At 74.5% G+C, this 23,689-nt stretch carries 23 protein-coding genes; 13 read left to right on the top strand and 10 right to left on the bottom strand.

What is annotated here, in order from left to right; translation table 11 throughout:
- The first annotated feature begins 15 nt into the window (after positions 1-15).
- Positions 16-624, top strand: a complete 609-nt coding sequence (locus tag ACF1AK_RS30395; protein WP_391502054.1) for a PadR family transcriptional regulator — start codon at positions 16-18, stop codon at positions 622-624.
- Positions 621-2,396 (top strand): sulfatase, encoded by a 1,776-nt coding sequence (locus tag ACF1AK_RS30390; protein WP_391502053.1) that lies wholly within the window; start codon positions 621-623, stop codon positions 2,394-2,396. The genes ACF1AK_RS30395 and ACF1AK_RS30390 overlap by 4 nt, the downstream gene beginning before the upstream one ends.
- 116 nt (positions 2,397-2,512) lie before the next feature.
- On the opposite strand, the gene ACF1AK_RS30385 is transcribed toward ACF1AK_RS30390, so the two are convergent.
- The 3 genes from ACF1AK_RS30385 to ACF1AK_RS30375 are packed head-to-tail and all read right to left on the bottom strand — an operon-like array spanning position 2,513 to position 5,894.
- On the bottom strand, positions 2,513-3,250 hold the full coding sequence (locus ACF1AK_RS30385; protein ID WP_391502052.1) for a succinate dehydrogenase/fumarate reductase iron-sulfur subunit: 738 nt from the start codon (positions 3,248-3,250) through the stop codon (positions 2,513-2,515).
- On the bottom strand, positions 3,247-5,193 hold the full coding sequence (locus ACF1AK_RS30380; protein ID WP_391502051.1) for a fumarate reductase/succinate dehydrogenase flavoprotein subunit: 1,947 nt from the start codon (positions 5,191-5,193) through the stop codon (positions 3,247-3,249). Before ACF1AK_RS30380 ends, ACF1AK_RS30385 begins: the two co-directional genes overlap by 4 nt.
- Positions 5,190-5,894 carry a succinate dehydrogenase cytochrome b subunit gene (locus ACF1AK_RS30375; protein WP_391502050.1) on the bottom strand — a complete coding sequence of 235 codons (705 nt, stop codon included), beginning with the start codon at positions 5,892-5,894 and terminating at the stop codon, positions 5,190-5,192. The genes ACF1AK_RS30380 and ACF1AK_RS30375 overlap by 4 nt, the downstream gene beginning before the upstream one ends.
- 96 nt (positions 5,895-5,990) lie before the next feature.
- Here ACF1AK_RS30375 and ACF1AK_RS30370 point away from each other — a divergent pair, with 96 nt between their 5' ends.
- Entirely contained in the window at positions 5,991-6,911 is a 921-nt protein-coding gene (locus tag ACF1AK_RS30370; protein WP_391502049.1) for a LysR family transcriptional regulator, read from the top strand.
- 51 nt (positions 6,912-6,962) lie between these two features.
- Here the strand turns inward: ACF1AK_RS30370 and ACF1AK_RS30365 are convergent, their stop codons facing one another.
- Both ACF1AK_RS30365 and ACF1AK_RS30360 read right to left on the bottom strand, forming a co-directional pair.
- Complete coding sequence (locus ACF1AK_RS30365) at positions 6,963-7,451, bottom strand: glutathione peroxidase (protein ID WP_391502048.1); 489 nt, start codon at positions 7,449-7,451, stop codon at positions 6,963-6,965.
- 93 nt (positions 7,452-7,544) lie between these two features.
- Positions 7,545-8,108, bottom strand: a complete 564-nt coding sequence (locus tag ACF1AK_RS30360) for a pyridoxamine 5'-phosphate oxidase family protein (protein WP_391502047.1) — start codon at positions 8,106-8,108, stop codon at positions 7,545-7,547.
- A gap of 542 nt (positions 8,109-8,650) precedes the next feature.
- Here ACF1AK_RS30360 and ACF1AK_RS30355 point away from each other — a divergent pair.
- The 5 genes from ACF1AK_RS30355 (at position 8,651) to ACF1AK_RS30335 (ending at position 12,336) form a co-directional block, all read left to right on the top strand.
- Positions 8,651-8,827, top strand: a complete 177-nt coding sequence (locus ACF1AK_RS30355; protein WP_391502046.1) for a hypothetical protein — start codon at positions 8,651-8,653, stop codon at positions 8,825-8,827.
- 83 nt (positions 8,828-8,910) lie between these two features.
- Positions 8,911-10,425, top strand: a complete 1,515-nt coding sequence (locus ACF1AK_RS30350) for a SulP family inorganic anion transporter (protein WP_391502069.1) — start codon at positions 8,911-8,913, stop codon at positions 10,423-10,425.
- Positions 10,426-10,516: 91 nt separating this feature from the next.
- Complete coding sequence (locus tag ACF1AK_RS30345; RefSeq protein ID WP_380294277.1) at positions 10,517-10,813, top strand: MTH1187 family thiamine-binding protein; 297 nt, start codon at positions 10,517-10,519, stop codon at positions 10,811-10,813.
- A gap of 70 nt (positions 10,814-10,883) precedes the next feature.
- Positions 10,884-11,474: a TetR/AcrR family transcriptional regulator gene (locus tag ACF1AK_RS30340; RefSeq protein WP_391502045.1), complete on the top strand. Its 591-nt coding sequence runs from the start codon at positions 10,884-10,886 to the stop codon at positions 11,472-11,474.
- A gap of 91 nt (positions 11,475-11,565) precedes the next feature.
- Positions 11,566-12,336: an SDR family NAD(P)-dependent oxidoreductase gene (locus ACF1AK_RS30335; protein WP_391502044.1), complete on the top strand. Its 771-nt coding sequence runs from the start codon at positions 11,566-11,568 to the stop codon at positions 12,334-12,336.
- A gap of 45 nt (positions 12,337-12,381) precedes the next feature.
- On the opposite strand, the gene ACF1AK_RS30330 is transcribed toward ACF1AK_RS30335, so the two are convergent.
- Positions 12,382-12,657, bottom strand: a complete 276-nt coding sequence (locus ACF1AK_RS30330) for a helix-turn-helix domain-containing protein (protein WP_391502043.1) — start codon at positions 12,655-12,657, stop codon at positions 12,382-12,384.
- A 114-nt stretch (positions 12,658-12,771) separates the two neighbouring features.
- On the opposite strand from ACF1AK_RS30330, the gene map reads away from it, so the two are divergent.
- The 3 genes from map (at position 12,772) to ACF1AK_RS30315 (ending at position 15,485) form a co-directional block, all read left to right on the top strand.
- Positions 12,772-13,539: a type I methionyl aminopeptidase gene (gene map / locus ACF1AK_RS30325; RefSeq protein ID WP_391502042.1), complete on the top strand. Its 768-nt coding sequence runs from the start codon at positions 12,772-12,774 to the stop codon at positions 13,537-13,539.
- Positions 13,540-13,702: 163 nt separating this feature from the next.
- A complete protein-coding gene (locus ACF1AK_RS30320; protein ID WP_391502041.1) occupies positions 13,703-14,650 on the top strand; it encodes a universal stress protein in 948 nt (315 codons plus the stop codon).
- Positions 14,643-15,485, top strand: coding sequence for a universal stress protein (locus ACF1AK_RS30315; RefSeq protein ID WP_391502040.1), 843 nt, complete (start codon positions 14,643-14,645; stop codon positions 15,483-15,485). Before ACF1AK_RS30320 ends, ACF1AK_RS30315 begins: the two co-directional genes overlap by 8 nt.
- A 56-nt stretch (positions 15,486-15,541) precedes the next feature.
- Here the strand turns inward: ACF1AK_RS30315 and ACF1AK_RS30310 are convergent, their stop codons facing one another.
- Both ACF1AK_RS30310 and ACF1AK_RS30305 read right to left on the bottom strand, forming a co-directional pair.
- Positions 15,542-16,456, bottom strand: a complete 915-nt coding sequence (locus ACF1AK_RS30310) for a hypothetical protein (protein WP_391502039.1) — start codon at positions 16,454-16,456, stop codon at positions 15,542-15,544.
- Entirely contained in the window at positions 16,453-17,508 is a 1,056-nt protein-coding gene (locus tag ACF1AK_RS30305) for an SPFH domain-containing protein (protein WP_391502038.1), read from the bottom strand. The genes ACF1AK_RS30310 and ACF1AK_RS30305 overlap by 4 nt, the downstream gene beginning before the upstream one ends.
- Positions 17,509-17,619: 111 nt before the next feature.
- Here ACF1AK_RS30305 and ACF1AK_RS30300 point away from each other — a divergent pair, with 111 nt between their 5' ends.
- Positions 17,620-18,696 carry a hypothetical protein gene (locus ACF1AK_RS30300; protein ID WP_391502037.1) on the top strand — a complete coding sequence of 359 codons (1,077 nt, stop codon included), beginning with the start codon at positions 17,620-17,622 and terminating at the stop codon, positions 18,694-18,696.
- A 210-nt stretch (positions 18,697-18,906) separates the two neighbouring features.
- Complete coding sequence (locus tag ACF1AK_RS30295) at positions 18,907-21,285, top strand: transglycosylase domain-containing protein (RefSeq protein ID WP_391502036.1); 2,379 nt, start codon at positions 18,907-18,909, stop codon at positions 21,283-21,285.
- 84 nt (positions 21,286-21,369) lie between these two features.
- On the opposite strand, the gene ACF1AK_RS30290 is transcribed toward ACF1AK_RS30295, so the two are convergent.
- On the bottom strand, positions 21,370-22,656 hold the full coding sequence (locus ACF1AK_RS30290) for a glycerophosphodiester phosphodiesterase (protein ID WP_391502035.1): 1,287 nt from the start codon (positions 22,654-22,656) through the stop codon (positions 21,370-21,372).
- Positions 22,657-22,985: 329 nt separating this feature from the next.
- On the bottom strand, positions 22,986-23,534 hold the full coding sequence (locus ACF1AK_RS30285; protein ID WP_391502034.1) for an RBBP9/YdeN family alpha/beta hydrolase: 549 nt from the start codon (positions 23,532-23,534) through the stop codon (positions 22,986-22,988).
- Positions 23,535-23,689: the final 155 nt, after the last annotated feature.

Below are 23,689 nucleotides of genomic sequence, written 5' to 3'. Positions count from 1 at the left end.
GGAAGAGGGCATGCGGTGAAGTTCGACCACGTCCTGCTGGGCCTGCTGGCCCTGCGTCCGCGCAGCGGCTGGGACCTCAAGCAGTGGCTCGCGGGGGAGGGGCAGTTCGTGCGCTCCAACGCCCACCCGAGCCAGATCTACCGGCTGCTCAAGCGGATGGCCGAGCAGGGCTGGGTGGTCTTCGAGACCGACCCGCGCGACGGGCGCCCGGACGCCAAGGTCTACCGGCTGACCGACGCCGGCCGGGCCGAGCTGATCCGCGAGGCCCGCTCCCCGTACCGGCCGACCAGCCGCTTTCAGGACCCGGACTTCATGGCCCGCTTCTACTTCTCCGCCCAGCTCGCGCCGGACCAGCTGCTCCCGCTGATCGACACCGAGCTCGCCCACCGCCGCCGCCAGGTGGCGGTCATGCGCCCCCGGGACCGCTCGCTGTCCTTCCCCGAGGGCACGCCGGAGGCGGACGTCCGGCGACTGCGGATGATCCGCGAACTCACCCACGAGTACGGCGCCTCCGCCGTCGACGCCTGGCTCGACTGGCTGGAGCGCGTGCGCGGGCTGCTCGCCGACGGAACCGTTCCCACCACCAGCCCCAGCACCACCAGCAACGAGGAGACGCCCCGGTGAAAGCCGTTCTGGTCATGTTCGACAGCCTCAACCGCCGGTTCCTGCCGCCCTACGGCTGCGACTGGACGGTGGCGCCGAACTTCGCCCGCCTCGCCGCCCGCGCCGCCACCTTCGACAACTGCTACGGCGGCTCCATGCCCTGCATGCCGGCCCGCCGCGAGATGCACACCGGACGCTACAACTTCCTGCACCGCTCCTGGGGCCCGCTGGAGCCCTTCGACGACTCCGTCCCGGACCTGCTGAGCAAGGCGGGCGTCTACACCCACCTGGTCACCGACCACCAGCACTACTGGGAGGACGGCGGCGCCACCTACCACAACCGCTACGACAGCTACGAGTTCTTCCGCGGCCAGGAGGGCGACAGGTGGAAGGGCCACGTCGCCGACCCGGAGATCCCCGGGACGCTCTCCTGGCGCCGGGGCCCGGCCTGGCGCCAGGACTGGGTCAACCGCCAGTACCTGGCCGACGTCGCCGACCACCCGCAGACCCGCACCTTCGACGCCGGCCTGGAGTTCATCGCCACCAACCGCGAGCAGGACCGCTGGTTCCTGCAGATCGAGTGCTTCGACCCGCACGAGCCCTTCTACTCCTACGCCGAGCACAAGAAGCACTACCCGCACGACTGGGACGGCCCGCACTTCGACTGGCCCGACTACAAGCGCGTCACCGAGAGCCCGGAGGCCGTCGAGCACGCCCGCAACGAGTACGCCGCGCTGCTCACCATGTGCGACGACTCGCTCGGCCGCGTCCTGGACGCCTTCGACGAGCACGGCCTGTGGGACGACACCCTGCTGATCGTCTGCACCGACCACGGCCTGCTGCTCGGCGAGCGCGGCTGGTGGGGCAAGAACATCCAGCCCTGGTACGACGAGAACATCCACACCCCGCTGTTCGTCTGGGACCCGCGCAGCCGGGCCACCGGACGGCGCGCCTCCCTCGTCCAGACCGTCGACCTCGGGCCGACCCTGCTGGAGTACTTCGACGTCCCGCGCACCGCCGACATGCAGGGCCGCCCGCTCGCCGACACGGTCGCCCACGACGCCCCGGTCCGCCCGCACGGCCTGTTCGGCGTCTTCGGCGGACACGTCAGCATCACCGACGGCCGCCACGTCTACATGCGCGCCTGCCAGGACCCGTCCAACCGGCCGCTGTACGAGCACACCCTGATGCCCACCCACATGCGCGGCCACTTCACCCCGCAGGAACTGGCCGGCGCCACCCTCGCCGACCCGCTGCCGTTCACCAAGGGCGTGCCCGTGCTGCGGATGCCGGCCGACTCCTGGGGCAACCCGTACGCCTTCGGCACCCTGCTGTTCGACCTGGAGACGGACCCGGGCCAGGAGCACCCGCTGGTCGACGACGCGCTGGAACTGCGGATGGCGACGCTGCTCACCGAGGCGCTGCGGGAGAGCGACGCGCCCGCCGACCAGTTCGAACGGCTCGGCCTGCCCGCCGAGGGACCGGTCACCGACGGGCACCTGCTGGCCCGCGCCCAGCGGCCGCAGGCGCTCTCCGCCGCCGAGCCGCTGCCGGACGCCGAGGAATTCGCCGAGGCCCCGCTCTCGGTGCACACCCCGCTGCGCACCCTGCTGGCCCACGAGGGCGCGCGGGGGGCCGTCCTGGACCGGCTGCCGATGCTGGCCAACCCCGGTCTGCAGGCGATGCTCGGCGGGCTCTCCCCGTTCCGGCTCGCCGCCATGGGACCGTCCGTGCGCCCGGCGGACCTGCACGCCCTCGCCGGCGCCCTGGCCGCCCTGCCGGCCGACGCGTAGGCCCTCCCGTCCGGATCGCGCCGGGCGGGCGTCGTGATCCGGGAGGAAGGACCTGGCCGCACACGACGGCGGCGCCCCTCCCCGCGGCATGGGGGAGGGGCGCCGTCCGCGCGGCGTCAGCCCAGCGAGCTGCGCAGGAACTCGCGGTTCATCGCGGCGATGCTCGGCAGCGGGATGCCCTTGGGGCAGGCCGTCGCGCACTCGCCGGTGTTGGTGCAGCCGCCGAAGCCCTCGGCGTCCATCGTGGCCACCATGTCCCGCACCCGGGACCTGCGCTCCGGCGCGCCCTGCGGCAGCACGTTGAGGTGGACCACCTTGGCGGAGGTGAAGAGCATCGCCGAGCCGTTCGGGCAGGCCGCCACGCACGCCCCGCAGCCGATGCACTCGGCGTGCTCGAACGCGGTGTCGGCGGCCTCCTTGGGGACGGGCGTGGCGTGCGCCTCGGGAGCGCTGCCGGTCGGGGCGGTGATGTAGCCGCCGGCGCCGATGATCCGGTCGAAGGCGGAGCGGTCCACCACGAGGTCCTTGACCACGGGGAAGGCCGCCGCCCGCCACGGCTCGACGTCGATGGTGTCGCCGTCCTTGAAGTGCCGCATGTGCAGCTGGCAGGTGGTGGTCCGCTCGGGGCCGTGCGCCTGGCCGTTGATGACCATGCCGCAGGCGCCGCAGATGCCCTCGCGGCAGTCGTGGTCGAAGGCGACGGGCGTGTCGCCCCGGGTGATCAGCTCCTCGTTGAGGGTGTCCAGCATCTCCAGGAAGGACATGTCCGGGCTGATCCCGCTGACCTGGTAGGTGATCATCGAGCCGGGCGTGCCGGGGCCCGCCTGGCGCCAGATCCGAAGGGTGAGGTTCACGCGTAGCTCCGCTGGGTGGGGTGGACGTACTCGAAGTCGAGGTGCTCGCGGTGCAGGACCGGCGCCTGCCCGGTGGCGGTGAACTCCCAGGCGGCGGCGTAGGAGAACTCCTCGTCGCGCCGGGCGGCCTCGCCGTCGGCCGTCTGGCTCTCGGTGCGGAAGTGGCCGCCGCAGGACTCGGCGCGGTGCAGCGCGTCCAGGCACATCAGCTCGGCCAGCTCGAAGTAGTCGACGAGCCGGTTGGCCTTCTCCAGCGACTGGTTGAGCTCCCGGCCGGTGCCGGGGACCCTGATCCGGCGCCAGAACTCCTCCCGCAGCTTCGGGATCCGCTCCAGCGCGCGGCGCAGCCCGGCCTCGTCGCGGGCCATTCCGCACTCGTCCCAGAGCAGCTCGCCGAGCTCGCGGTGGAAGGAGTCGGGCGTGCGGTCGCCGTTCACGGCGAGGATGAGGTCGAGCCGGTCGGCGACCTCGGCCTCCACCGCGGCGATCTCCTCGTGGCCGGCCGGGACGGCGGGCAGCTTCTCGCGGGCCAGGTAGTCGTTGAGCACCGGCGGCAGCACGAAGTAGCCGTCCGCCAGGCCCTGCATCAGCGCGCTGGCGCCGAGCCGGTTGGCGCCGTGGTCGGAGAAGTTGGCCTCGCCGATCGCGAACAGGCCCGGGATCGTGGTCTGCAGGTCGTAGTCGACCCAGAGCCCGCCCATCGTGTAGTGGATCGCCGGGTAGATCCGCATCGGCACCCGGTACGGGTCCTCGGCGGTGATCCGCTCGTACATCTCGAACAGGTTGCCGTACTTGGCCTCCACGGCGTCCCGCCCCAGCCGGCGGATCGCGTCGGCGAAGTCCAGGTAGACGCCCTGCCCGCCGGGGCCGACGCCGCGGCCCTCGTCGCAGACGTTCTTGGCGGCCCGGGAGGCGATGTCGCGGGGCACCAGGTTGCCGAAGGCCGGGTAGATCCGCTCCAGGTAGTAGTCCCGCTCCTCCTCGGGGATCTCCGCCGCCGGCCGGGTGTCGCCCTTGGCCTTGGGCACCCAGATCCGGCCGTCGTTGCGCAGCGACTCGCTCATCAGGGTGAGCTTGGACTGGTGGTCGCCGGAGCGCGGGATGCACGTCGGGTGGATCTGGGTGAAGCACGGATTGGCGAAGTACGCGCCGCGCCGGTGCGCCCGCCAGATCGCGGTGGCGTTGGAGTTCTTGGCGTTGGTGGAGAGGTAGAAGACGTTGCCGTAGCCGCCGGAGGCCAGTACCACGGCGTCGGCGGTGTGGCTGGTGATCTCGCCGGTGACGAGGTCCCGGGCGACGATGCCGCGCGCCCGGCCGTCGACCACCAGCAGGTCCAGCATCTCGGTGCGGGCGTGCATCTCGACGTTCCCGGCGGCGATCTGCCGCGACAGCGCCTGGTAGGCGCCGAGCAGCAGCTGCTGGCCGGTCTGGCCGCGGGCGTAGAACGTCCGGGAGACCTGCACGCCGCCGAACGAGCGGGTGTCCAGCAGGCCGCCGTACTCGCGGGCGAACGGCACGCCCTGCGCGACGCACTGGTCGATGATCTCCACCGACACCTGGGCCAGGCGGTGGACGTTGGACTCGCGGGCGCGGAAGTCACCGCCCTTGACCGTGTCGTAGAACAGCCGCCGCACCGAGTCGCCGTCGTTGCGGTAGTTCTTGGCGGCGTTGATGCCGCCCTGGGCGGCGATCGAGTGGGCCCGCCGGGGGGAGTCCTGGAAGCAGAACTGGACGACGTGGTACCCCTGCTCGGCCAGCGTGGCGCCGGCCGCGCCGCCCGCCAGGCCGGTGCCGACCACAATGACCGTGTGCTTGCGCCGGTTCGCCGGGTTGACCAGCTTGGCCTCGAAGCGCCGCTGGTCCCAGCGCTGCTCGATCGGGCCCCCGGGGGCGCGGGTGTCGGCGATCGGGTCGCCGACGGTGTAGTCCGGGTACTCGCTCAACTCACCACTCCGGTCATCACGGCCACGGGGACGGACAGGAAGCCCGCGGTCAGCAGCAGCGCCAGGCCGTTGGCGGTGAGCTTGAGCGCGCGGTCACGGCGGGCGTTGTTGGCGCCGAGGGTCTGCGCCGCGCTCCAGAAGCCGTGCCGGATGTGCAGGCCGACGGCGAGCATCGCGACGATGTAGATCACGCAGGAGTACCAGTTCCCGAAGGACGCCACGATGTTCTGGTACACCCGGCCGTGCTCGGCGTTGGGGTTCACGGTGAGCGTGGTGAGGTCCAGGATGTGCCAGACGATGAACAGCGCCAGGATCACCCCGCCCCAGCGCATCGTCCGGGTGGCGTAGCTCGCCCGCCGCCGCTGGTGGGCGTACTTGCTCGGCCGGGCGGCGAGGTCGCGCCGGCTCAGCTGGTACGCGGCGACCCCGTGCAGCACGACGGCGGCCAGCAGGCCTGCCCGGGCGATCCACAGGAACCACTCGTGGCCGAGGAACGGCTGCCCGAGGGTGCGCAGCCAGGCCGCGTAGCCGTTGATGTCGTCCGGCCCGAAGAAGACCTTGAGGTTGCCCAGCATGTGGGCGACCAGGTACAGCAGCATGACCAGTCCGCTGACGGCCATGACCGCCTTCTTGCCGACGGTCGACCGCCACAGGGTCGCCAGGGTGGACGGGTGCCGGGCCGTCCGAGTCGCGGTTGTCATGGCGACAACGGTAGGGAGGCGGCCCAGGGTGCGTCCAAGACATGATGCGGCTGGTCACCATAGGTGTTTCCTATCGGTGCGGCCTATCCTGGCACCGTGCAGCTCCAGCAACTCCGCTACTTCGTGGCCGTCGCCGAGACCCGCCACTTCACCCGCGCGGCGGAGGCGGCGCATGTCGCCCAGCCGTCACTCTCGCAACAGATCCGGTCGCTGGAGCGGGAGTTGGGCGCCGAACTGTTCCACCGCACCCGCGGCAACATCGCGCTGACCGACGCCGGGGACGCCTTGCTGCCGCTCGCCCGGCGCATCCTCGCCGACACCGAGAGCGCCCGCCTGGCCGTCCAGGAGACCGTGCAGCTGCGCCGCGGCCGGGTGCGGCTCGGCGCGCCGCCGAGCCTGTGCACCAGCCTGGTGCCGGACGTGCTGCGGGTGTTCCGGGACCGCTATCCGGGCGTGGCGCTGATGGTGCGCGAGGGCGGCTCGCGGGACCTGGTGCGCTCCCTGGTGGCGGGGGAGCTGGACCTCGCGCTGATCATCACCCCGCCGCGCGGCGAGGAGGAACCGGCGCTGGCCGTCACCGAGCTGCTGCACGAGGACCTGGTGCTGGTCTCGGCGGAGCGCCGGACCCGGCGCACGGTGCGGGTGCCCGAGCTGCGCGGGTGTCCGCTGGTGATGTTCCGGGAGGGCTACGACGTGCGCGAGGCCACGCTCGTGGCCTGCCGGGAGGCCGGCTTCGAGCCGGAGTTCGCCGTCGAGGGCGGGGAGATGGACGCGGTGCTCGGCTTCGTCCGGGCCGGGCTCGGGCCGGCCGTGCTGCCCGGCATGGTCGCGCACCGCTCGGGCCTCGCGGTGACCCCGTTCGCCGGCCGGGGCCTGGGCCGCACCATCGCCGTCGCGCACGGTCACGAGGTGCCGCCCACCCGGGCCGCCGAGGCGCTGCGGGCGACCCTGCTGGCCCATTTGCACGACGCCGCGCGGGACGGCGAACTCCCGCCGGGGACCGAGCTGTTGCTGTAGCCGACGGGGCCCGCGACGCGTGCTGCGCCGCGGGCCCCGCCGGGCGCCCGTTCAGTTGGGCAGCACGGCCTCGATCGCGGCGATCACCTCGTCCGCCTCCGGCTCGGTGCGCGGCCGGATCCGGGCGGTCACGGTGCCGTCGGGACCGAGGACGAACTTCTCGAAGTTCCAGGCCACGTCCCCGGCCAGGCCCTCGGCGTCGGCCGTCTCGGTCAGCCGCGCGTACAGCGGGTGCCGGTCCTCGCCGTTCACGTCGGTCTTCTCGAACAGCGGGAAGGTCACGCCGTAGGTGGTGGAGCAGAAGGTCCGGATCTCCTCCGCGCTGCCCGGCTCCTGCCCGGCGAACTGGTTGGAGGGGAAGCCCAGCACGGTGAAGCCCCGGCTCGCGTAGCGCTCCTGGAGCCGCTCCAGGCCGGCGTACTGCGGGGTCAGGCCGCACCGGGAGGCGACGTTGACGATCAGCAGCGCCTTCCCCTTGTAGTCGGCCAGCGAGGCGGCCTCGCCGGACAGCGTGCGCAGCGGGATGTCGTACAGGCTCACGGTGGGGTGCCCCTTCGGAGGAGGTCGTCGTCGGTGGTGCGGTGGCGGGCGGGCCCGCGCGGGTACGGTATCCCGTCCGGCCCGCCCGCCTGCTCAACCGCGCCCGGACGCCGGGTGTTCCGGGCCGCGGCCGGATCCGGGGGCCGCCCGGCCGGGGGCGGGCCGCCGCGGGTCGGATCCGGGCGGGCCGGGCCGCCGCGGCATCGACCGTTCCAGGGCGGCTATCTGCCCGGTGACGACGGAGAAGTCGGCGCTCAGCCACCGCTCGGGCCGCATCCGGACGGTGACGTCCGCCGTCAGCTGCTCGGCGGTGGCCACCAGGTAGGCGGCGGCGGTGGCGGGCGGCAGGTAGCGGTGGGCCAGCGCGGCGCGCTCGTCCGGGTCGACGTGGTCCTCGATCGCGACCACCGGTCCCCCCACGCTCACGTACCGGCAGGGCGGCTCCTCCTGCTGGGCGCAGAGCGTGAACCGGCCGGCCGCCCGGATCCGGCGCGCCTTGGCGGAGTCGCGCCCGGTCAGGACGGTGATCAGCCCGCCGGGGCGGTAGGAGTACCAGATCGGCACGGTCAGCGGGGCCTGGCCGGCCTCCGCGCCGGCGACGGACAGGACGCCGACGTGCACGGCGGCCAGGAAGCGTTCGCACTGGGAACGGGTCATCGCGAAGGACACGGTGGGCCTCCCGGGTGGGAAAGGCCGGCGCGCGGCCGTCGCGCGCGGGCGGTTCTTGGTACGTACCCGTACCGCCTGCGGCCGGAACGCCCCGGGGTGCCGGGGCGGGAGCGGGGAGGCGGGCGGGCGCGGGTCGCCCGGCTGCTCGACGGGCGAACGTGCGTACCCGTCCGAGGCCGGGATTCCGGCCCGGAAGCGCCCTCCGTGTGCCGCTCGCGTGAAGGGTCGGTGTGCGAGGTTGGCCGGCTCCGGGGTGCTGGGTACCGTCGGTGGCACGCCGGGCCCGGCATGGTTGCCATGTTCAACAGCGGGTCACGGCAAGGGGGTTCGGGACCGTCCGGGGAGCGGGGGAGCTCCGGTCGCAGGGGCCCGGGCAGCACGCCCGCCGCGCCGGCCGGCCCGTCCCGCGCGTCCCAGCCGCCATCGCAGCACCGCAGTCACCAGCAGCAACGCACCCCGCAGCAACGCACCCGCAGCGATGCGCCGCCCGCGGCGCGCCGCCGCGCCGGGTGCGCGGAAGGAACCTCCCGATGCCTCGACGCCGTGCCCTGCCCGCCTGCCCCGCCGCTTCCGCTCCCGCCACCGCGTCCGCCGCCCCCCGCCCCGTGCGCATCGTCCCCCTGCCCGCCGTCCCTCTCCCCGCCGTCCCCCTGCCCGCCGCCCGCGCGTGCGCCGCCCGCGCCGACTCCCCGGCGGTGCGCCGGTGAACAGCCTGCCCCGCCCGCGCAAGCGCCCGCCCGCCGCGCCGCGCCGCAGCGCCCCGCCCGGTCGTGCCCGCCCCCGGCGCACGCTGCGCCACGCCGGCCCGGCCGCCGTCCTGCGCGCGGTGCCCTGGCGCCACGACCTGCCCGCCTCGCTGGTGGTCTTCCTGGTCGCGCTCCCGCTGTGCGTCGGCGTCGCCGTCGCCTCCGGGGTGCCCGCCGAACTCGGCCTGGTCACCGGCATCGTCGGCGGCCTGGTGGTCGGCGCGCTGCCCGGCAGCAGCCTCCAGGTCAGCGGCCCGGCCGCCGGCCTGACCGTCCTCGTCCACGAGGCCGTCCAGCAGTACGGCGCGGGCGCCCTCGGCGTCCTCGTCCTGCTCACCGGACTGCTCCAACTCGCCATGGGAGCCCTGAGGTTGGGCCGCTGGTTCCGCGCCATGTCGGCCTCCGTGGTGCACGGCATGCTGGCCGGCATCGGTCTGACCCTGCTGCTCGGCCAGCTGTACGCGCTCGCCGACCGCCGCGCCCCCGGCACGGGGCCGGAGAAGATCGCCGGCCTGCCCGCGCTGCTGCGCGACGCCGTCACCGGGGCCGCCGCGCCCGCCGCGGTGGCGCTCGGCACGGCCACCCTGCTCGTACTGGTCGCCTGGAAGTACCTGCCGCCGCGCCTCGCCCGCGCGCTGCCCGGCCCGCTCGGCGCCGTCGGGCTGGCCGCCGCCGTCACCGCCGCCGCCGACCTGCCGGTGGCCCGGGTCGAGGTGGCCGGCCTGCTCGACGTCGTCCAGCTGCCCGACCGTGCCGCGCTCGGCGCCCTCGCCACCACGGCCGGCGCCGGCACCGTCCTGGCCTTCACCCTGATCGCCTCCGCCGAGACCCTCTTCAGCGCCGCCGCCGTGGACCGGATGCACCACGGCCCGCGCACCCACTACGACCGCGAACTCACCGCCCAGGGCGTCGGCAACGCCCTCTGCGGCCTGCTCGGCGCGCTCCCGATGACGGCCGTGATCGTCCGCAGCGCGACCAACGTCCAGGCCGGTGCCCGCAGCAAGGCCTCCCGGGTGCTGCACGGCGGCTGGCTGCTGCTGTTCACCGCCCTGCTGCCGGGCGTGCTCGGTCTCGTCCCGCTGACCGCGCTGGCCGCCGTCCTGGTCCACGCGGGGGCCAAGCTGATCCCCGTGCGCAGGGCCGCCGCGCTCTGCCGCGACCACCGCGGCGAGGCGGCGGTGCTCGCCGTCACCACCGTCTCGGTCATCACCACCGACCTGTTCGAGGGGGTGCTGATCGGCATCGGCCTCGCCGTCGTCAAGTCCGCCTGGCAGACCTCCCATCTGCAGATCGTCGTGGAGGAGCCGGCGCCCCTGCCCGGCGCCGGGGAGCGGCCGCTGCGGGTGCGGCTGAGCGGCAACGCCACCTTCCTGCGGCTGCCCCGGCTGCTGGACACCCTCGAACGCCTCCCGGCGGACCGCCCGGTCGAACTCGACTGGTCCGGGCTGCGCCATCTCGACCACGCCTGCACGGTCGCCCTCGCCGCCTGGGCAGCGCAGCACCGCGCCCGCAGCTCCGCCCCGCTGGCGGTCGACCCGCCGCTGCCGACCGTCGTCTGAACCCCTCCGCGGGGAACGCCCTAATCTGGTGGCCCGGAGACCGGTGGCCGGCCGGGCCGCCCGTCGGGTCGTTCTGGGAGGAGACGCAGCCGTGATCGCAGCCTTTTCGGTCACCCCGCTCGGGGTCGGCGAGGACGTCGGGGAGGCGGTCGCCGCCGCCGTCAGGGTGGTCCGCGCGAGCGGGCTGCCCAACCGCACGGACGCCATGTTCACCAGCGTCGAGGGGGAGTGGGACGAGGTGATGCCGGTGATCCGGGAGGCGATCGAGGCGGTGAAGGCCTACAGCGGCCGGGTCAGCACCGTCATCAAGATCGACGACCGGGCCGGGGTCACCGACGGCCTCACCGCCAAGGTCGCCTCGGTGGAACGCCACCTCGCCGGGGGCTGAACCGTCCCGGGCCGCGGGGGGCTTCGGCCCTTTCTTGACCGACCGATCTGGAATCGACTACCTTTCAGACATGGCGCGTACCAAGGAATTCGACCCCGAAGCCGCCCTCCAGTCGGCCCTGGAGCTGTTCTGGCGGCGCGGCTACGAGGCCACCTCGATGGCCGACCTGGTCGACCACCTGGGGATCGCCCGCGCCAGCATCTACGCCACCTTCGGCAGCAAGCGCGAGCTGTACCTGCGCGCGCTGGAGCGCTACGGCCGGCAGCAGCAGCCCGTGCTGCTGGCCGAGCTGTCGCAGCCCGGCCCGGTCCTCCCGGCCGTCCGCGCCCTGGTTCGCCGGTTCGCCGGCGAGTCCGCCGCGGACGGCGAGGGCGGCCCGCGCCGCGGCTGCTTCGTCACCAACACCGCGGTGGAACTCGCCCCGCACGACCGGGACGCCGCCCGCCGGGTGGAGGCCAGCCTGCTCCACCTGGAGACCGTCCTGACCGCGGCGCTGGTGCGGGCGCGGGCCCAGGGCGAACTGCCCGAGGGGCGCGATCCGCAGGCGGTCGCCCGGATGCTGCTGGTGCTGTTCCAGGGCATGCGGGTGATCGGCAAGGCCGGCGACGGCTCGGCCCGGCTGGGGGACGCCGCCGAACAGGCCCTCGCGCTGCTGGACTGACCCGCCGTCGGCGAGGCCCGTCCGGGTGTCTTTTGCTGTCTCTATTCTGAACCGAACGGTCAATATAGACCCTCGATCGAGGAGTACGCGCATGACCCGCAGCACCACCCGCTTCACCGGCAAGTCCGTCCTGGTCACCGGGGGCGGCAGCGGCATCGGCCGAGCCGTCGCCCTCGCCTTCGCCCGTGAGGGCGCCCGCGTCGCCGTCGCCGGCCGCACCGCGGGCGCACTCGCCGAGACCGTCGCCCTGGTCGAACGCGAGGGCGGCACCGCCGTCGCCCTGACCGGCTCGGTGTCCGACGCCGCCGACGCCGCCCGGCTGGTCCGGGAGACCGTCGAGCACTTCGGCGCCCTGGACATCGCGGTGAACAACGCCGGTGTCTTCGGCGGCGTCGGCCCGATCGCGGACGTCGCCGACGAGGAGTGGCAGCGGCTGATCGACATCAACCTCACCGGCACCTGGTACGCGATGAAGCACCAGATCGCCCAGCTGCGTGCGGGCGGCGGTGGTGCGATCGTCAACATCTCCTCGAACCTGGGCACCCACCTGCGGGTCGAGAACACCGGCGCCTACGCCGTCTCCAAGGCCGCCGTGGCCACCCTGACCCGGGCCGCCGCCCGCGACCACATCGGCGAGGGCGTGCGGATCAACCTGGTCAGCCCCGGCCCGATCGACACCACGATGTCGACCCGGCCCGGCGAGAGCGCCGCCGACAAGGCGGACCGGATGAGGGGCAGCGTCCCGGCCGGGCGCGCCGGCGCCGTCGAGGAGGTCGCCGCCGCCGTCCTCCACCTCGCCTCCGAGGAGTCGGCCTTCACCGTCGGCGCCGACCTCGTCCTCGACGGCGGTGTCACCGCCTGAGCCGCCGTGCCGCCGCCCGGGCGGCCGCGCGGGCCGGCCGTCGGCTCAGGCCGACAGCGCCTCGTCCGCGTCCTCGGCCGGGGCCGCGCAGGCGGCGGCCAGCTCGTCCAGCGAGAGTCCGAGCGCGTAGGCCAGCGCCGCGACGGTGAAGAACGCGGGCGTTGGTGCCCGTCCGGTCTCGATCTTGCGCAGCGTCTCGGCCGACACCCCGGCCGCCGCCGCCACCTCCACCATGCTGCGCTCGCCCCGCGCCCCGCGCAGCAGCGCGCCGAAGCGCTCGCCGCGCTCGCGTTCCCCGGGAGTCAGCGGAGTCCTCACCATGCCCCCGATGGTAGGCCACGGCGGCCGGGGTGCACCGGCGCGCCCCGGGCGCACCCCGCGAACCGTGATACTAATACCGGTATAAGAATTGGATCGAGCCGGTCGGAGGACCTCGTGGTGGAGCTCAAGTCGGAGGCGGCGCTGGCCGCGATGCGCGAGGCCGGGCGGGTGGTCGCCACGGCGCTGGCGGCGGTGGAACGCGCCGCCGGCGTCGGGGTGAGCCTGCTGGAGCTGGACGAGGCGGCCCGGGCTGTGCTGCGCGACGCGGGCGCCACCTCGCCGTTCCTCGGCTACCGCCCGGCCTTCGCCCCGGTGCCCTTCCCGGCCGTCATCTGCGCCTCCGTCAACGACGCCGTGGTGCACGGCATCCCCGACGGCTACCGGCTGCGCGACGGCGACCTGGTCAGCATCGACTGCGGCGCCGTGCTGGACGGCTGGGCCGGCGACGCCGCCGTCAGCTTCACCGTCGGCACGCCCCGCCCCGAGGACCTGCGCCTGATCGACACCGCCCGCCGCGCCCTGGAGGCGGGCATCGCGGCGGCGGTGGCCGGCCACCGCACCGGGGACATCGCCCACGCCGTCGGCACCGTCGCCCGCACCGCGCGCTACGGACTGCTGGAGGGCTACGGAGGCCACGGCATCGGCCGCCGGATGCACGAGGACCCGCACCTGCCCAACGAGGGCCGTCCCGGCCGCGGCTACCCCCTGAAGCCCGGCCTGGTCCTGGCCGTCGAACCCATGCTGATCGCCGGCGGCACCGACACCCACACCACCGACCCCGACGGCTGGACCCTCCGCAGCACCGACGGCAGCCGCGCCGCCCATGTGGAGCACACCGTGGCCATCACCGAGGACGGGCCCCGCATCCTCACCCTCCCGTGACCGCGGTGCCCGGGTTGACCCCCTTTCGGGCGAACGGCACCGGGCGGGACCCTCGGTCGGGTGGCGGGGACTTTGGACCCTGGGTGGACTGGGAGGCGACGGGAAGGGTGGGGGTGCGGCCGGCCCCGTCCCGCCGCTCCGTTCGAAACTGCCGGAGGTCGTCATGCCAAGGTCCGTCGTCGTCGGTGTCGATGGTTCGCCCGAGAGCCTTGCCGCGCTGGACTGGGCGGCGGAGGAGGCGGCGCAGCGGCGGCTGCCGTTGAAGGTGGTGCTCGCCTGGCCCACCGTGGTCACACCGCTGTCGGTGCTCGGCACCGTGGACCTGGCGCGCCGCCAGGCGGACGTCACGTTGCGTGATGCCGAGCTGCGGGTGCGGGAGCGGTGGCCGGAACTGGCGGTCATGTCCGTGCAGGTGCCGACCGAGCCGGTGCACGCGCTGGTCGACGAGGTGAACGGGGCGCAGGAGCCCGACGGGGCGCCGGCCGAGCTGCTGGTGCTGGGCTCGCGCGGGTTCGGCGCGGTGGCCGGGTTCCTGGTCGGCTCGGTGAGCCAGCGGGTGCTGACCCGCACCGACTGCCCGGTGGTGCTGGTGCGCCGGGGCGGGACGGAGGGGGAGGAGACGGCGACCGCGCGGGAGGTGGTGGCCGGCGTCGACCCGTTCGAGGGGGCCGACGCGGTGCTCGCCCACGCCTTCGAGACGGCGCAGCGGCGCGGACTGCCGCTGCGCGCGGTCTACTCCTGGACGCTCCCGGCGACGTACCAGTACGCGGGCATCGCGGCCAGCGTCGACGTGACCGGCGAGATGCTCGTCTACGCGAAGGGCGAGCTGGCCCGGGTGGTCCAGCCGTGGCGGCGCAAGTACCCGCAGGTGGAGGTGGTCGAGGAGGCCGTCAACGCCCGCCCGGCCAAGCTGCTCGCCGACCGGGCGTCGCGCGCGGAGCTGGTGGTGATCGGCCGGCGGGTGCGCCGCACGCCGCTGGGCGCGCACCTCGGCGCCGTCGCCCACGCCGTCCTGCACCACGTGCCCTGCCCGATCGCCGTCGTCCCCTACGAGCGGGCCGAGAAGCAGGAGCAGCAGCAGGGCCAGCAGCAGGAGGCCGGCGATGCGTGACCAGGTGCTGGTCGGCGTCGACGGCTCGGAGACGAGCCTGGCCGCCGTGGACGTCGCGGTCCGCGAGGCGCGGCTGCGCGGCAGCCGGCTGCGGATCGTCCACGCGTTCATCTGGCCGCTGATGCGCGTCCCGCTCGGGCCCGCGCAGGACGGCCCGCCGGAGGGCGGGCTGCGGAACCAGGCGGAGTCCGTCCTCGCGGACGCCCGGGCCCGCGCCGAGGCGCTCGACCCGCGGCTGGACATCGCGACCGAGCTGGTCACCGGGGAGCCGCTGACCGTGCTGGCCCGCTGGTCGCGGGAGGCCGCGCTGGTGGTGGTCGGCAGCCGGGGGCTGGGCCGCTTCGGCGCCCTGCTGATCGGCTCGGTGGCGGTGCACCTGGCCGCGCACGCCGACTGCCCGGTGCTGATCGTCCGGGGCCGGCCGGACCCGCAGGGCCCGGTGCTGGCGGCGGTGGACGGGAGCGGGGTGGGCGCCGAGGCGCTGGGCTTCGCCTTCGCCGAGGCCTCCGCGCGCCGCGCCCCGCTGACCGCCCTGCACATCGCGCACCCCAGCACCAGCTGGCCGGACCAGGAGGAGCGGGTGCTCGCCGAGGCCCTGGCCGGCTGGCGCGAGAAGTACCCGGACGTCGAGCTGCGCTCCGAGGTGGTGGAGGCGCACCCCCGCCCCGCGCTGATCGAGGCGAGCCGGCAGGCGCAGCTGCTGGTGGTGGGCGCCCGCGGCCGGGGCGGGTTCGCGGGCCTGCTGCTGGGCTCCACCAGCCAGGCGATGATCCAGCACGCGCACTGCCCGGTCGTCGTGGTCCGCCACCCGCAGGAGCGCACGGCGGAGGCCTGAGCCCGCACCGGCGAGCGGCGCCGGAGCGGGGAGCGGTGCCGGACCGGGCCCGGGGTTCACCCCAGCAGCCGCAGCCGGGCGGCGGCCACGCCGACCCGCACGGTCTGCCCCCGGGCCAGGTCCAGCGCGTCGTCCTCGATCCCGTCGCCGAAGGCCACCAGCCGGTCCGACTCGACCGTCAGGACCAGCCGCCGCCCGCCGTCGAGCAGACCGTGCACCCGGCCGGTGCCGGTGGCGGGGGAGGGCCAGGCCTCGCGGACGAACCAGGCGAGGGCGGGGGCGGACGGCCCGGGCAGGTCGAGCGGGCCGCCGCGCTCCAGCCAGACGGAGCGGCACCAGCCGGTGCCGCCCGTCCCCGTGCCGACCAGGACGCCGGACGAGGCCTGCGGCTCGCCCTCGTCGGCCGCGCCCGCTCGCTCCTCGACGGCCAGCCGGTAGCGGGCCGTCTGGTGCCCGGACCGGCCGACGTACACCTCGTTGAGCGCCAGCAGCCGCTGGGTGTCGTCGGCGACCGCCTCCACCATGGTCCGCTCCTCGCAGCGCCGCTCGCCGCCCGGGCCGACGGCGGCCGGCAGCAGCCGCGCCAGGGCGTCCGCGCGGTGGCGCACCAGCACCCCCGGGTTGCGGCCGGGCTCGGTGTCGACACCGATCACCGGCTGGCCGTCCAGGTACTTGGCGACATTGGCGACCAGGCCGTCCTGGCCGACCACGACCACCACGTCCTCCGGTTCGAAGAGGAACCTCGGCAGGTCGGCGCGCTCGACCCGGGTGCGCCGCCAGTCGAGCGGCACCGCGCCGGCCGCCTCGGCCAGCGCCAGGTCCTGGCGCCGGTGGCGCAGCTCGATCTCCTCGACCGACCGGCCGCGGCTGCTCAGGAAGTACGCGGCCTGCCCGGGCGTGCCGTGGTGGGCGATCAGCTCCTGGTACTCGGTGCGGCGGTGGACCAGGACCACCCGGGGCGCGAGCGTCATCGTGCGGATCCGTCGACCGTGCCCGCGCCCGCGGCCATGCCCGTCCCGCCGCCCGCGCCCGTCGCGCCGAGCCTGGCGAGCAGGCCGGTGAGCACGTCCGGCGTGAGCGTGACGCTGTCGATCCGCGGCAGGTGCTCGGCGAGGCGCATCAGCGCGAGCGCCCGCAGCACGGCCGGGTCGGCCTGCTGGTGGGCGGCCAGCCAGGCCGCCTCGGCGCCGGCCCTCGCCTCGCCGAGGGCGCGGGCCGCGTCGGCCTCGGCGCCGGCCAGCCGGGTGCGGCGCTGCGCCTCGGCGTCGGTGCGGATCCGGTCGGCGACCGCCTCGTCCTCGGCCTGGAGCCGGCTGTTGGCGCCCTGCCGGGCGATCAGCTGCTCCTGCCGCCGGGCGAGTTCGATCCGGTTGGCGAGCTCGTTCTCGGCGATGCCGCGCTCGTGCTCGACGGCGACGGCGCGCCGTTCGAAGGTGGCCCGGTCGGCCTCCTGCTGGACCAGCTCGCGGGCGGGGGTGCGCAGCGCGCGCTCCACCTCGGGTTCGGGCCGCAGCGCGACCACCCGCACGGCGATGACGGCGAGTCCGGTCTCGGCGAGCCGGGGTTCGGCGGCGAGCCCGGCGGCCATCCGCTCGCGGACGGTGGTGATGCCGTCGGCCAGCGCGGTGGCGAGCGGGGTGCGGGCGAGCAGGCCGAGCGCGTGCTGCTGGGCGGTCTCGGTGAGCAGGCCGGCGAGCTGGTCGAGCGGGGCGGAGCGCCAGGCACCGGTGTCGGGGTCGATGCCGAAGTCGACCCGGGCGGCGGCGGTGGCCGGGTCGGTGATCCGGTAGGTGAGGGTGCCCTGGACGGTGACGTCCTGGAAGTCGGCGGTGCGGGCGTGGAAGAGCATGGCCAGCTCCCGGTCGTCGACCGGGACCTCGGAGAGCACGGCCGTGAGCGGGCGGAACCAGAACGCGAGGCCGGTGCCGTCGTGGACGAGCCGGCCGCGCCGGACGTGGCGGATGTGGGCGGTGGGCAGCGCGCGCAGGTGGCGCAGCCCGAAGCGCTTGGTGATGTCGGCCATGGGACAGCTCCTTATCGTCGTGATGACGATATGAGGTGGGGCTGATTCTCGTCAAGATGACGAAAAAGGGTCATCCGGTGCCCGCCCCGGGCGTCGTGGGAGTATCGACCGGTGCTGAGGACGCGAACGACCAGGCTCCCCGCCGCGCTGCTGGCCGCGGTCTGCACGACCGCCGCGGCCGCCGGCACCGCCGTGCTCACCGCCCCGCCCGCCCGCGCGGCGGACGGCGCCGGACAGGCGTTCACCATCGGCGACCCGCGGATCACCGAGTCCAGCGGTCTGGCCGCCAGCCTGCGCCACCCCGGCGTGTACTGGACGCACAACGACAGCGACGACGGCCCCTACCTCTACGCCGTCGACTCCCAGGGCCGCACCGTCGCCACCGTCACCCTGCGCGGCATCGAGCCGCGCGACGTCGAGGCGGTCTCGCTCGGCCCGGACGGCCGGCTCTACGTCGGCGACATCGGCGACAACCTCGGCGGCAAGTGGCCCGAGGTCTGGATCTACGCCTTCGCCGAGCCCGCCGAACTCCGCGACCAGGCCGTGCAGGTGACCCGCTACAAGGTCCGCTACGAGGACGGCCCGCGCGACGCCGAGGCGCTGATGGTCCACCCGGTGACCGGCCGCGCCTACATCGCGAGCAAGAAGCAGGGCGGCGGCGGCCTCTACCAGGGCCCCGAACAGCTCTCGCCGAACGCCGTCAACACCTTCCGCCGGATCGCCGACGCGCCGTGGACCACCGACGGCGCCTTCTCGCCCGACGGCACCCGGCTGGTGCTGCGCGGGTACTTCTCGGCCACCCTCTACCGCTGGAAGGACGGCGCGCCGAGCGGCGGCGAGGCGCTCTCCACGCCCTTCCAGCGCCAGGGCGAGTCGGTCACCTTCAGCACCGACGGCCGGGCGCTGCTCTACGGCAGCGAGGGCAGGGACAGCCCGGTCTGGCGCTCGCCGCTGGACGACGACCAGCTCCCCGACACCGTCCGGCCGCTGCCCGGCCCCACGACCGGCGCGGCCCCGGACCGGAACGCGCCGGCGGCCTCCGGGGAGGCCGCCGAGCCGTCGGCCGGCGCCCCGGGGGACTCCTCGTCCACCTCGGCCGGCGCCGGGGACCAGGTGCTCGGGGTGGTCTTCCTGCTCGCGGTGGCGGGCGCGGTGCTCGGGCTGCGCCGCAAGAAGCGCGACGGCTGACGCCGGCCCTGCCCGAAGGGGCCGGGCGGAAGTGCCGCACCGGCCCGGCGGCGGCCGTCCGGACGTCCGCGAACGACCCCCGGTGCGCCGGGCCGCGGCGTGCCCCGCCCGCCACGCCACGCCCAACGGGGCCGATCTGTCGCCGATTTGTGACAAAGCTTGGCCAACACCGGCCCCACAGGCGGTTTTCGTGGACGTAGTGTTCCGACTATGTCACGGAGAAGCCGCCGCACGCCCTCCCCGGAGCCCCTCGACACCTGGGTGCCGCGCCCCCGGCGCCGCGAGACCCCGCTCGGCCTGCTCGGCCACGGCGTGAAGTTCCTCGGTTACAGCACCCTCGCGGGTGTGCTGCTGGCGGGCATCGCCCTTCCGGCCGCCGGTGCGCTCGGGCTCGGGATGAAGGGCACCGTGGAGGAGTTCGACACCATCCCTGACGACCTGAAGACCCCGCCGCTGACCCAGTCCAGCTGGATCTACGACGCCAAGGGCCAGCAGATAGCCAAGGTCTACGAGCGCGACCGCCGGGTGATCACCGCCGAGGAGATGGGCCCGCTGATACGCCAGGCCCAGGTGGACATCGAGGACGCGCGCTTCTACGAGCACGGCGCGGTCGACCTCAAGGGCGTCCTGCGGGCCATCACCAAGAACGCGGAGAGCGGCGCCGCGATGCAGGGCGCCTCGACCCTGACGCAGCAGTACGTGAAGAACGTCAACGTCGAGAAGGCCGGCGACGACCACGCGGCCGTCCGGGAGGCCCAGCGCAAGACCCTGGGCCGCAAGGTGCAGGAGCTCAAGTACGCGATCAAGCTGGAGGAGGAGCTGACCAAGGAGCAGATCCTCACCAACTACCTGAACATCACCTACTACGGCCAGCAGGCCTACGGGATCCAGGCGGCCGCCCAGCGCTACTTCAGCAAGAACGCCAAGGACCTCACCGTCGCCGAGGCGGCCACCCTGGCCGGACTGGTGCAGAACCCCTCCCAGTTCGACCCCAAGGCCCACCCCGAGGCCTCGCGCAAGCGCCGCGACGTCGTGATCGACAAGATGGTGGAGAACAAGCACCTCACCGCCGAGCAGGCCAAGGAGGCCAAGTCCGGGCCGGTGGTGCTGCACTACCAGGCGCCGCAGAACGGCTGCATCACCGCCGACGCGGGCATGGGTTTCTTCTGCGACTACGTCCGGCACGTGATCAAGCAGGACCCGGTCTTCGGCAAGTCCGCCGCCGAGCGCAAGAAGCTCTGGGACATGGGCGGCCTGTCCATCCACACCACCCTCGACCCGGTGAAGCAGGCGGCCGCGCTCAAGGCGGTGACCACGAAGGTGAAGGTCACCGACGACGTGTCGGCGGCGATCACCATGGTCGAGCCCGGCACCGGCAAGATCCTCGCGATGGCCCAGACCCGCCCCTACGGGATCGACCCGGGCAAGAACCAGACCGTCGTCAACTACAACGTGGACGCGGCGATGGGCGGCGGCAACGGCTTCCAGCCCGGCTCCAACTTCAAGCCGATCGTGGCCGCCGCCGGCCTGGAGGCGGGGCTCACCTCCACCCAGTCCTACCCGTCGCCGAACAAGATGGACTGGCCGTCGATGAGCACCTGCGACGGCACCTGGAAGAACCTGGAGAAGGGCAAGAAGGGCGGCACCATCCCCAACGAGTCGGCGGGCGAGGTCGGCCCGTACGAGCTCAAGGAGGCGATGGCGCTCTCGGTCAACACCTACTTCGTGCAGATGGAGCAGGAGATCGGCCTCTGCGCGGTCAAGCAGATGGCCAACAAGCTCGGTGTGCTCACCAAGGCGAGCGGCAAGCCGCTGGAGGAGCTGCCCGCCCTGGGCCTGGGCACCCAGGAGGTGAGCCCGCTGGTGATGGCCAACGTCTACGCGACCTTCGCCAACCGCGGCACCTACTGCACCCCGGTCGCGATCAGCGCCATCACCACGATGGACGGCAAGGAGGTCCCGGTCAGCCCCGCCAAGTGCGAGCGGGTCTTCTCCGAGAGCACCGCCGACGTCATCAACACCGTGCTGCTGGGCGTGACCGAGAAGGGCGGCACCGCGCGCGACCTCGGCCTGAACGACGACCGCCAGATCGCCGGCAAGACCGGCACCTCGGACGAGAAGAAGTCCGCCTGGTTCAGCGGCTACACCGGCAACCTCGCCGCCTCGGTCTGGCTGGGCGGCCCGGCCGGCGGCGTGAAGATGCGCAACATCCGGATCGGCGGCAAGTGGTTCGACGAGGTCTTCGGCGCCACCGGCCCCGGCCCGATCTGGCAGATGGCGATGAACGACGCCGTGCGGGGCATGCCGGAGAAGGAGTTCGAGACCGTCTACATCCCCAACCCGGCGCCGAAGCACGACCCCTCGGCGAGCCCGGGCCCGGGCAGCGGCTCGCCGGGCGACGCGTCCACGACCTGGCCCGGACGCCCCACGGCGCCCGCCCGGCCGACCCGCAACCCCGGCCCGACCCAGCGGCCCGCGCAGCCGTCCCAGCCGGAGCCGCAGCCCCGGCAGGACGAACAGCAGCAGGAACAGCAGCAGCCGCAGGGCGAGCAGGCGCAGCCCGGGGAGCAGCAGCACCAGGACGGCTGAACCGCCCGGCCCGCACGGCACCGCGCCCCGGGACGTCCGTCGACGTCCCGGGGCGCGGTCGTGGTCGCGGTCGGACCGGGGGCGTCAGTGCACGCCCTTGGCCGCCCAGAAGTCCTGGCGGGCCAGCACGCTGGTGTCCGTCTGGTCGGTGAAGAAGCCGTCCACGCCGAGCTCGTACAGGTACTTCGCCCAGCCGATCGCGTCACCGTACGCGTTCGGGTCGGTGCCCCGGCGGTAGTCCAGCGGCAGGAAGGCGTTCTCGTTGCGCACCGTGTACGGGTGCAGCAGCAGGCCGGCCGCGTGCGCGTCCTGCACCAGGGTGGTCGGCGCCAGCAGCTTGCCGGTCGCGTCGACGGGCGCGATCAGCGTGGTCGTCGGGCCGATGCCGTGGGCGAAGGAGGAGATCCAGCGCAGGCCCTCGGGCTTCACCAGGTCGGCCACCGTGCGCTTGTCGCCGGCGAGCACGAAGTCGTACGGCTGGCTGGTCGGGCCGCCGAGCAGGAAGACCTTCGGATTGTCGACCAGCTTGGCCAGCCGCTGCAGGCTGCTCGGCTCGAAGGACTGCAGGATCGCCCGGCCGTTGCGTCCGGCCAGGCCGGTGCGGCGCAGCTCGTCGGCGAGGCGCTCCTCCAGCGGCAGGCCGATCGAGCGGAAGTAGCTCGGGTGCTTGGTCTCGGGGTAGACCCAGACGTCCCGGCCCAGCTCGCGGCTGCGCTTGCGGGCGAAGTCGGCGACCTCGCGGAAGGTCGGGACCGCCCAGCGGCCGTCGTAGAGGGTGTTGCGCTGGCGCTGCTGCGGCAGGCGCTCCTTGGCGCGCAGGGTGCGCAGCTCGGCCAGGGTGAAGTCCTCGGTGAACCAGCCGGTCTGGGCCGCGCCGTCGATGGTCCTGGTCGTGCGGCGGTCCGCGAACTCCTTGTGGTCGGCGACGTCCGTGGTCTCCGCGATGTTGTTCTCGTGCCGGACCACCAGGTGGCCGTCCTTGGTGGGGACGAGGTCCGGCTCGATGACGTCCGCACCCAGCTGCAGCGCCAGGTCGTAGGAGCCCAGGGTGTGCTCGGGGCGGTAGCCGGGGGCGCCGCGGTGGCCGACGACCAGCGGGTGCGGCAGCCGGTCCAGGCCGGTGCCGGTGCGCACCGGCGGGCGGGTGCCGCCCGGGCGGCCGGCGGCGACGCCGCGCTCGTCGGCGGCACCGGACTGCTCGTCGCCCGGCTGGTCCGCGCCGGGGGCGGCGAAGGCCTCGCCGGCGCCGGCCGCGAAGGCCGCCGCGCCGATCCCGGCCGCACCGGTGACCCGCAGGAAGGACCGACGGGAGGAGGCGGCGGCGTCGGCGGACCCGGCGGGGGTGCCGCCGTCGGACGGACGGTACGTCATGGATGCTCCTAGCTGAGGGCGTCGCGGTGTGAGTGCCGCCCGCAGACTAGGAGCAGCGGCGCCCGGCCGGGTGGCCGGCGGACGAACTGCGGGAGAAGTTCCCGCACCCGCCGCCCCGGAACGCGGGGAGGCCGGCCGCGGTCACGCACCGCGGCCGGCCCCGGCCCCGGGACTCCCGGCCGGCCCGGCCAGGGACGGGCAGGGCCGGCGCGTCGGGGAGGTGGTCCCCCGGGGTGGTGGAGCGCCACCGATTCTGCTCCGCAGCCCGGTCGCCGGACCATCCCCGGAACCTGGGACGCCACGGGGCGGCCACCGCCCGGCCGGTCCGCTCAGAGCGCGGCGAGCAGCTCCCGCCCCAGCGGCCAGTCGCCCAGCCCGGAGTCGGAGTTGAGGTGCCCGAAGGCGCCGGGCTCGACGTAGCGGGCGCCCCAGGAGGCGGCGAACAGCCGGGCGCGTTCCGGGGTGACCCACGGGTCGTCGGTGCTGGAGACCACGGTGGCCGGGAACGGCAGCGGGGACAGCGCCACCGGGCGGAAGCCCAGCAGCTCGGGGACGTCCGCGTGGTCGACGTCGGCGGGCGCCACCAGCAGCGCGCCGCGCACCGCCGCCGTCCGGGAGGCCGGCGCCCCGGCCGCCCAGCGGGCCACCGTCACGCAGCCGAGGCTGTGCGCCACCAGGACCACCGGCCCCTCGGCCGCCGCCGCGGCGACCGCCTCGTCCACCCGGGCCACCCAGGCGTGCGGATCCGGGTGGTCCCAGTCGTCCTGCCGCACCCGGACGAACGCCGCCGGGTCCGCGGCCTCCCAGCGGCTCTGCCAGTGGGCCGGCCCGGAATTCTGGTAGCCGGGCAGGACGACGAAGGTCGTGCGGTCGGACATCGGCGCGGGGTCCCTCCGGGGAGACGTCACGGACACGACGACGCCGGGGCGCGGAAACCGCGCCCCGGCGTTGGGTCGAGGGCGAGGAGAGCGAAGGGACTGGATTCAACGGGAATGAGAAGGAAGCCCCTTCATGGCCTCGCCGCGGCTCACGC

The organism is Kitasatospora sp. NPDC015120 (genome assembly GCF_043080305.1).
Taxonomy (GTDB): Bacteria; Actinomycetota; Actinomycetes; order Streptomycetales; family Streptomycetaceae; genus Kitasatospora.
The sequence above is the reverse complement of the archived record's forward strand: the minus strand, read 5'-3'. Positions and strand labels throughout refer to the sequence as shown.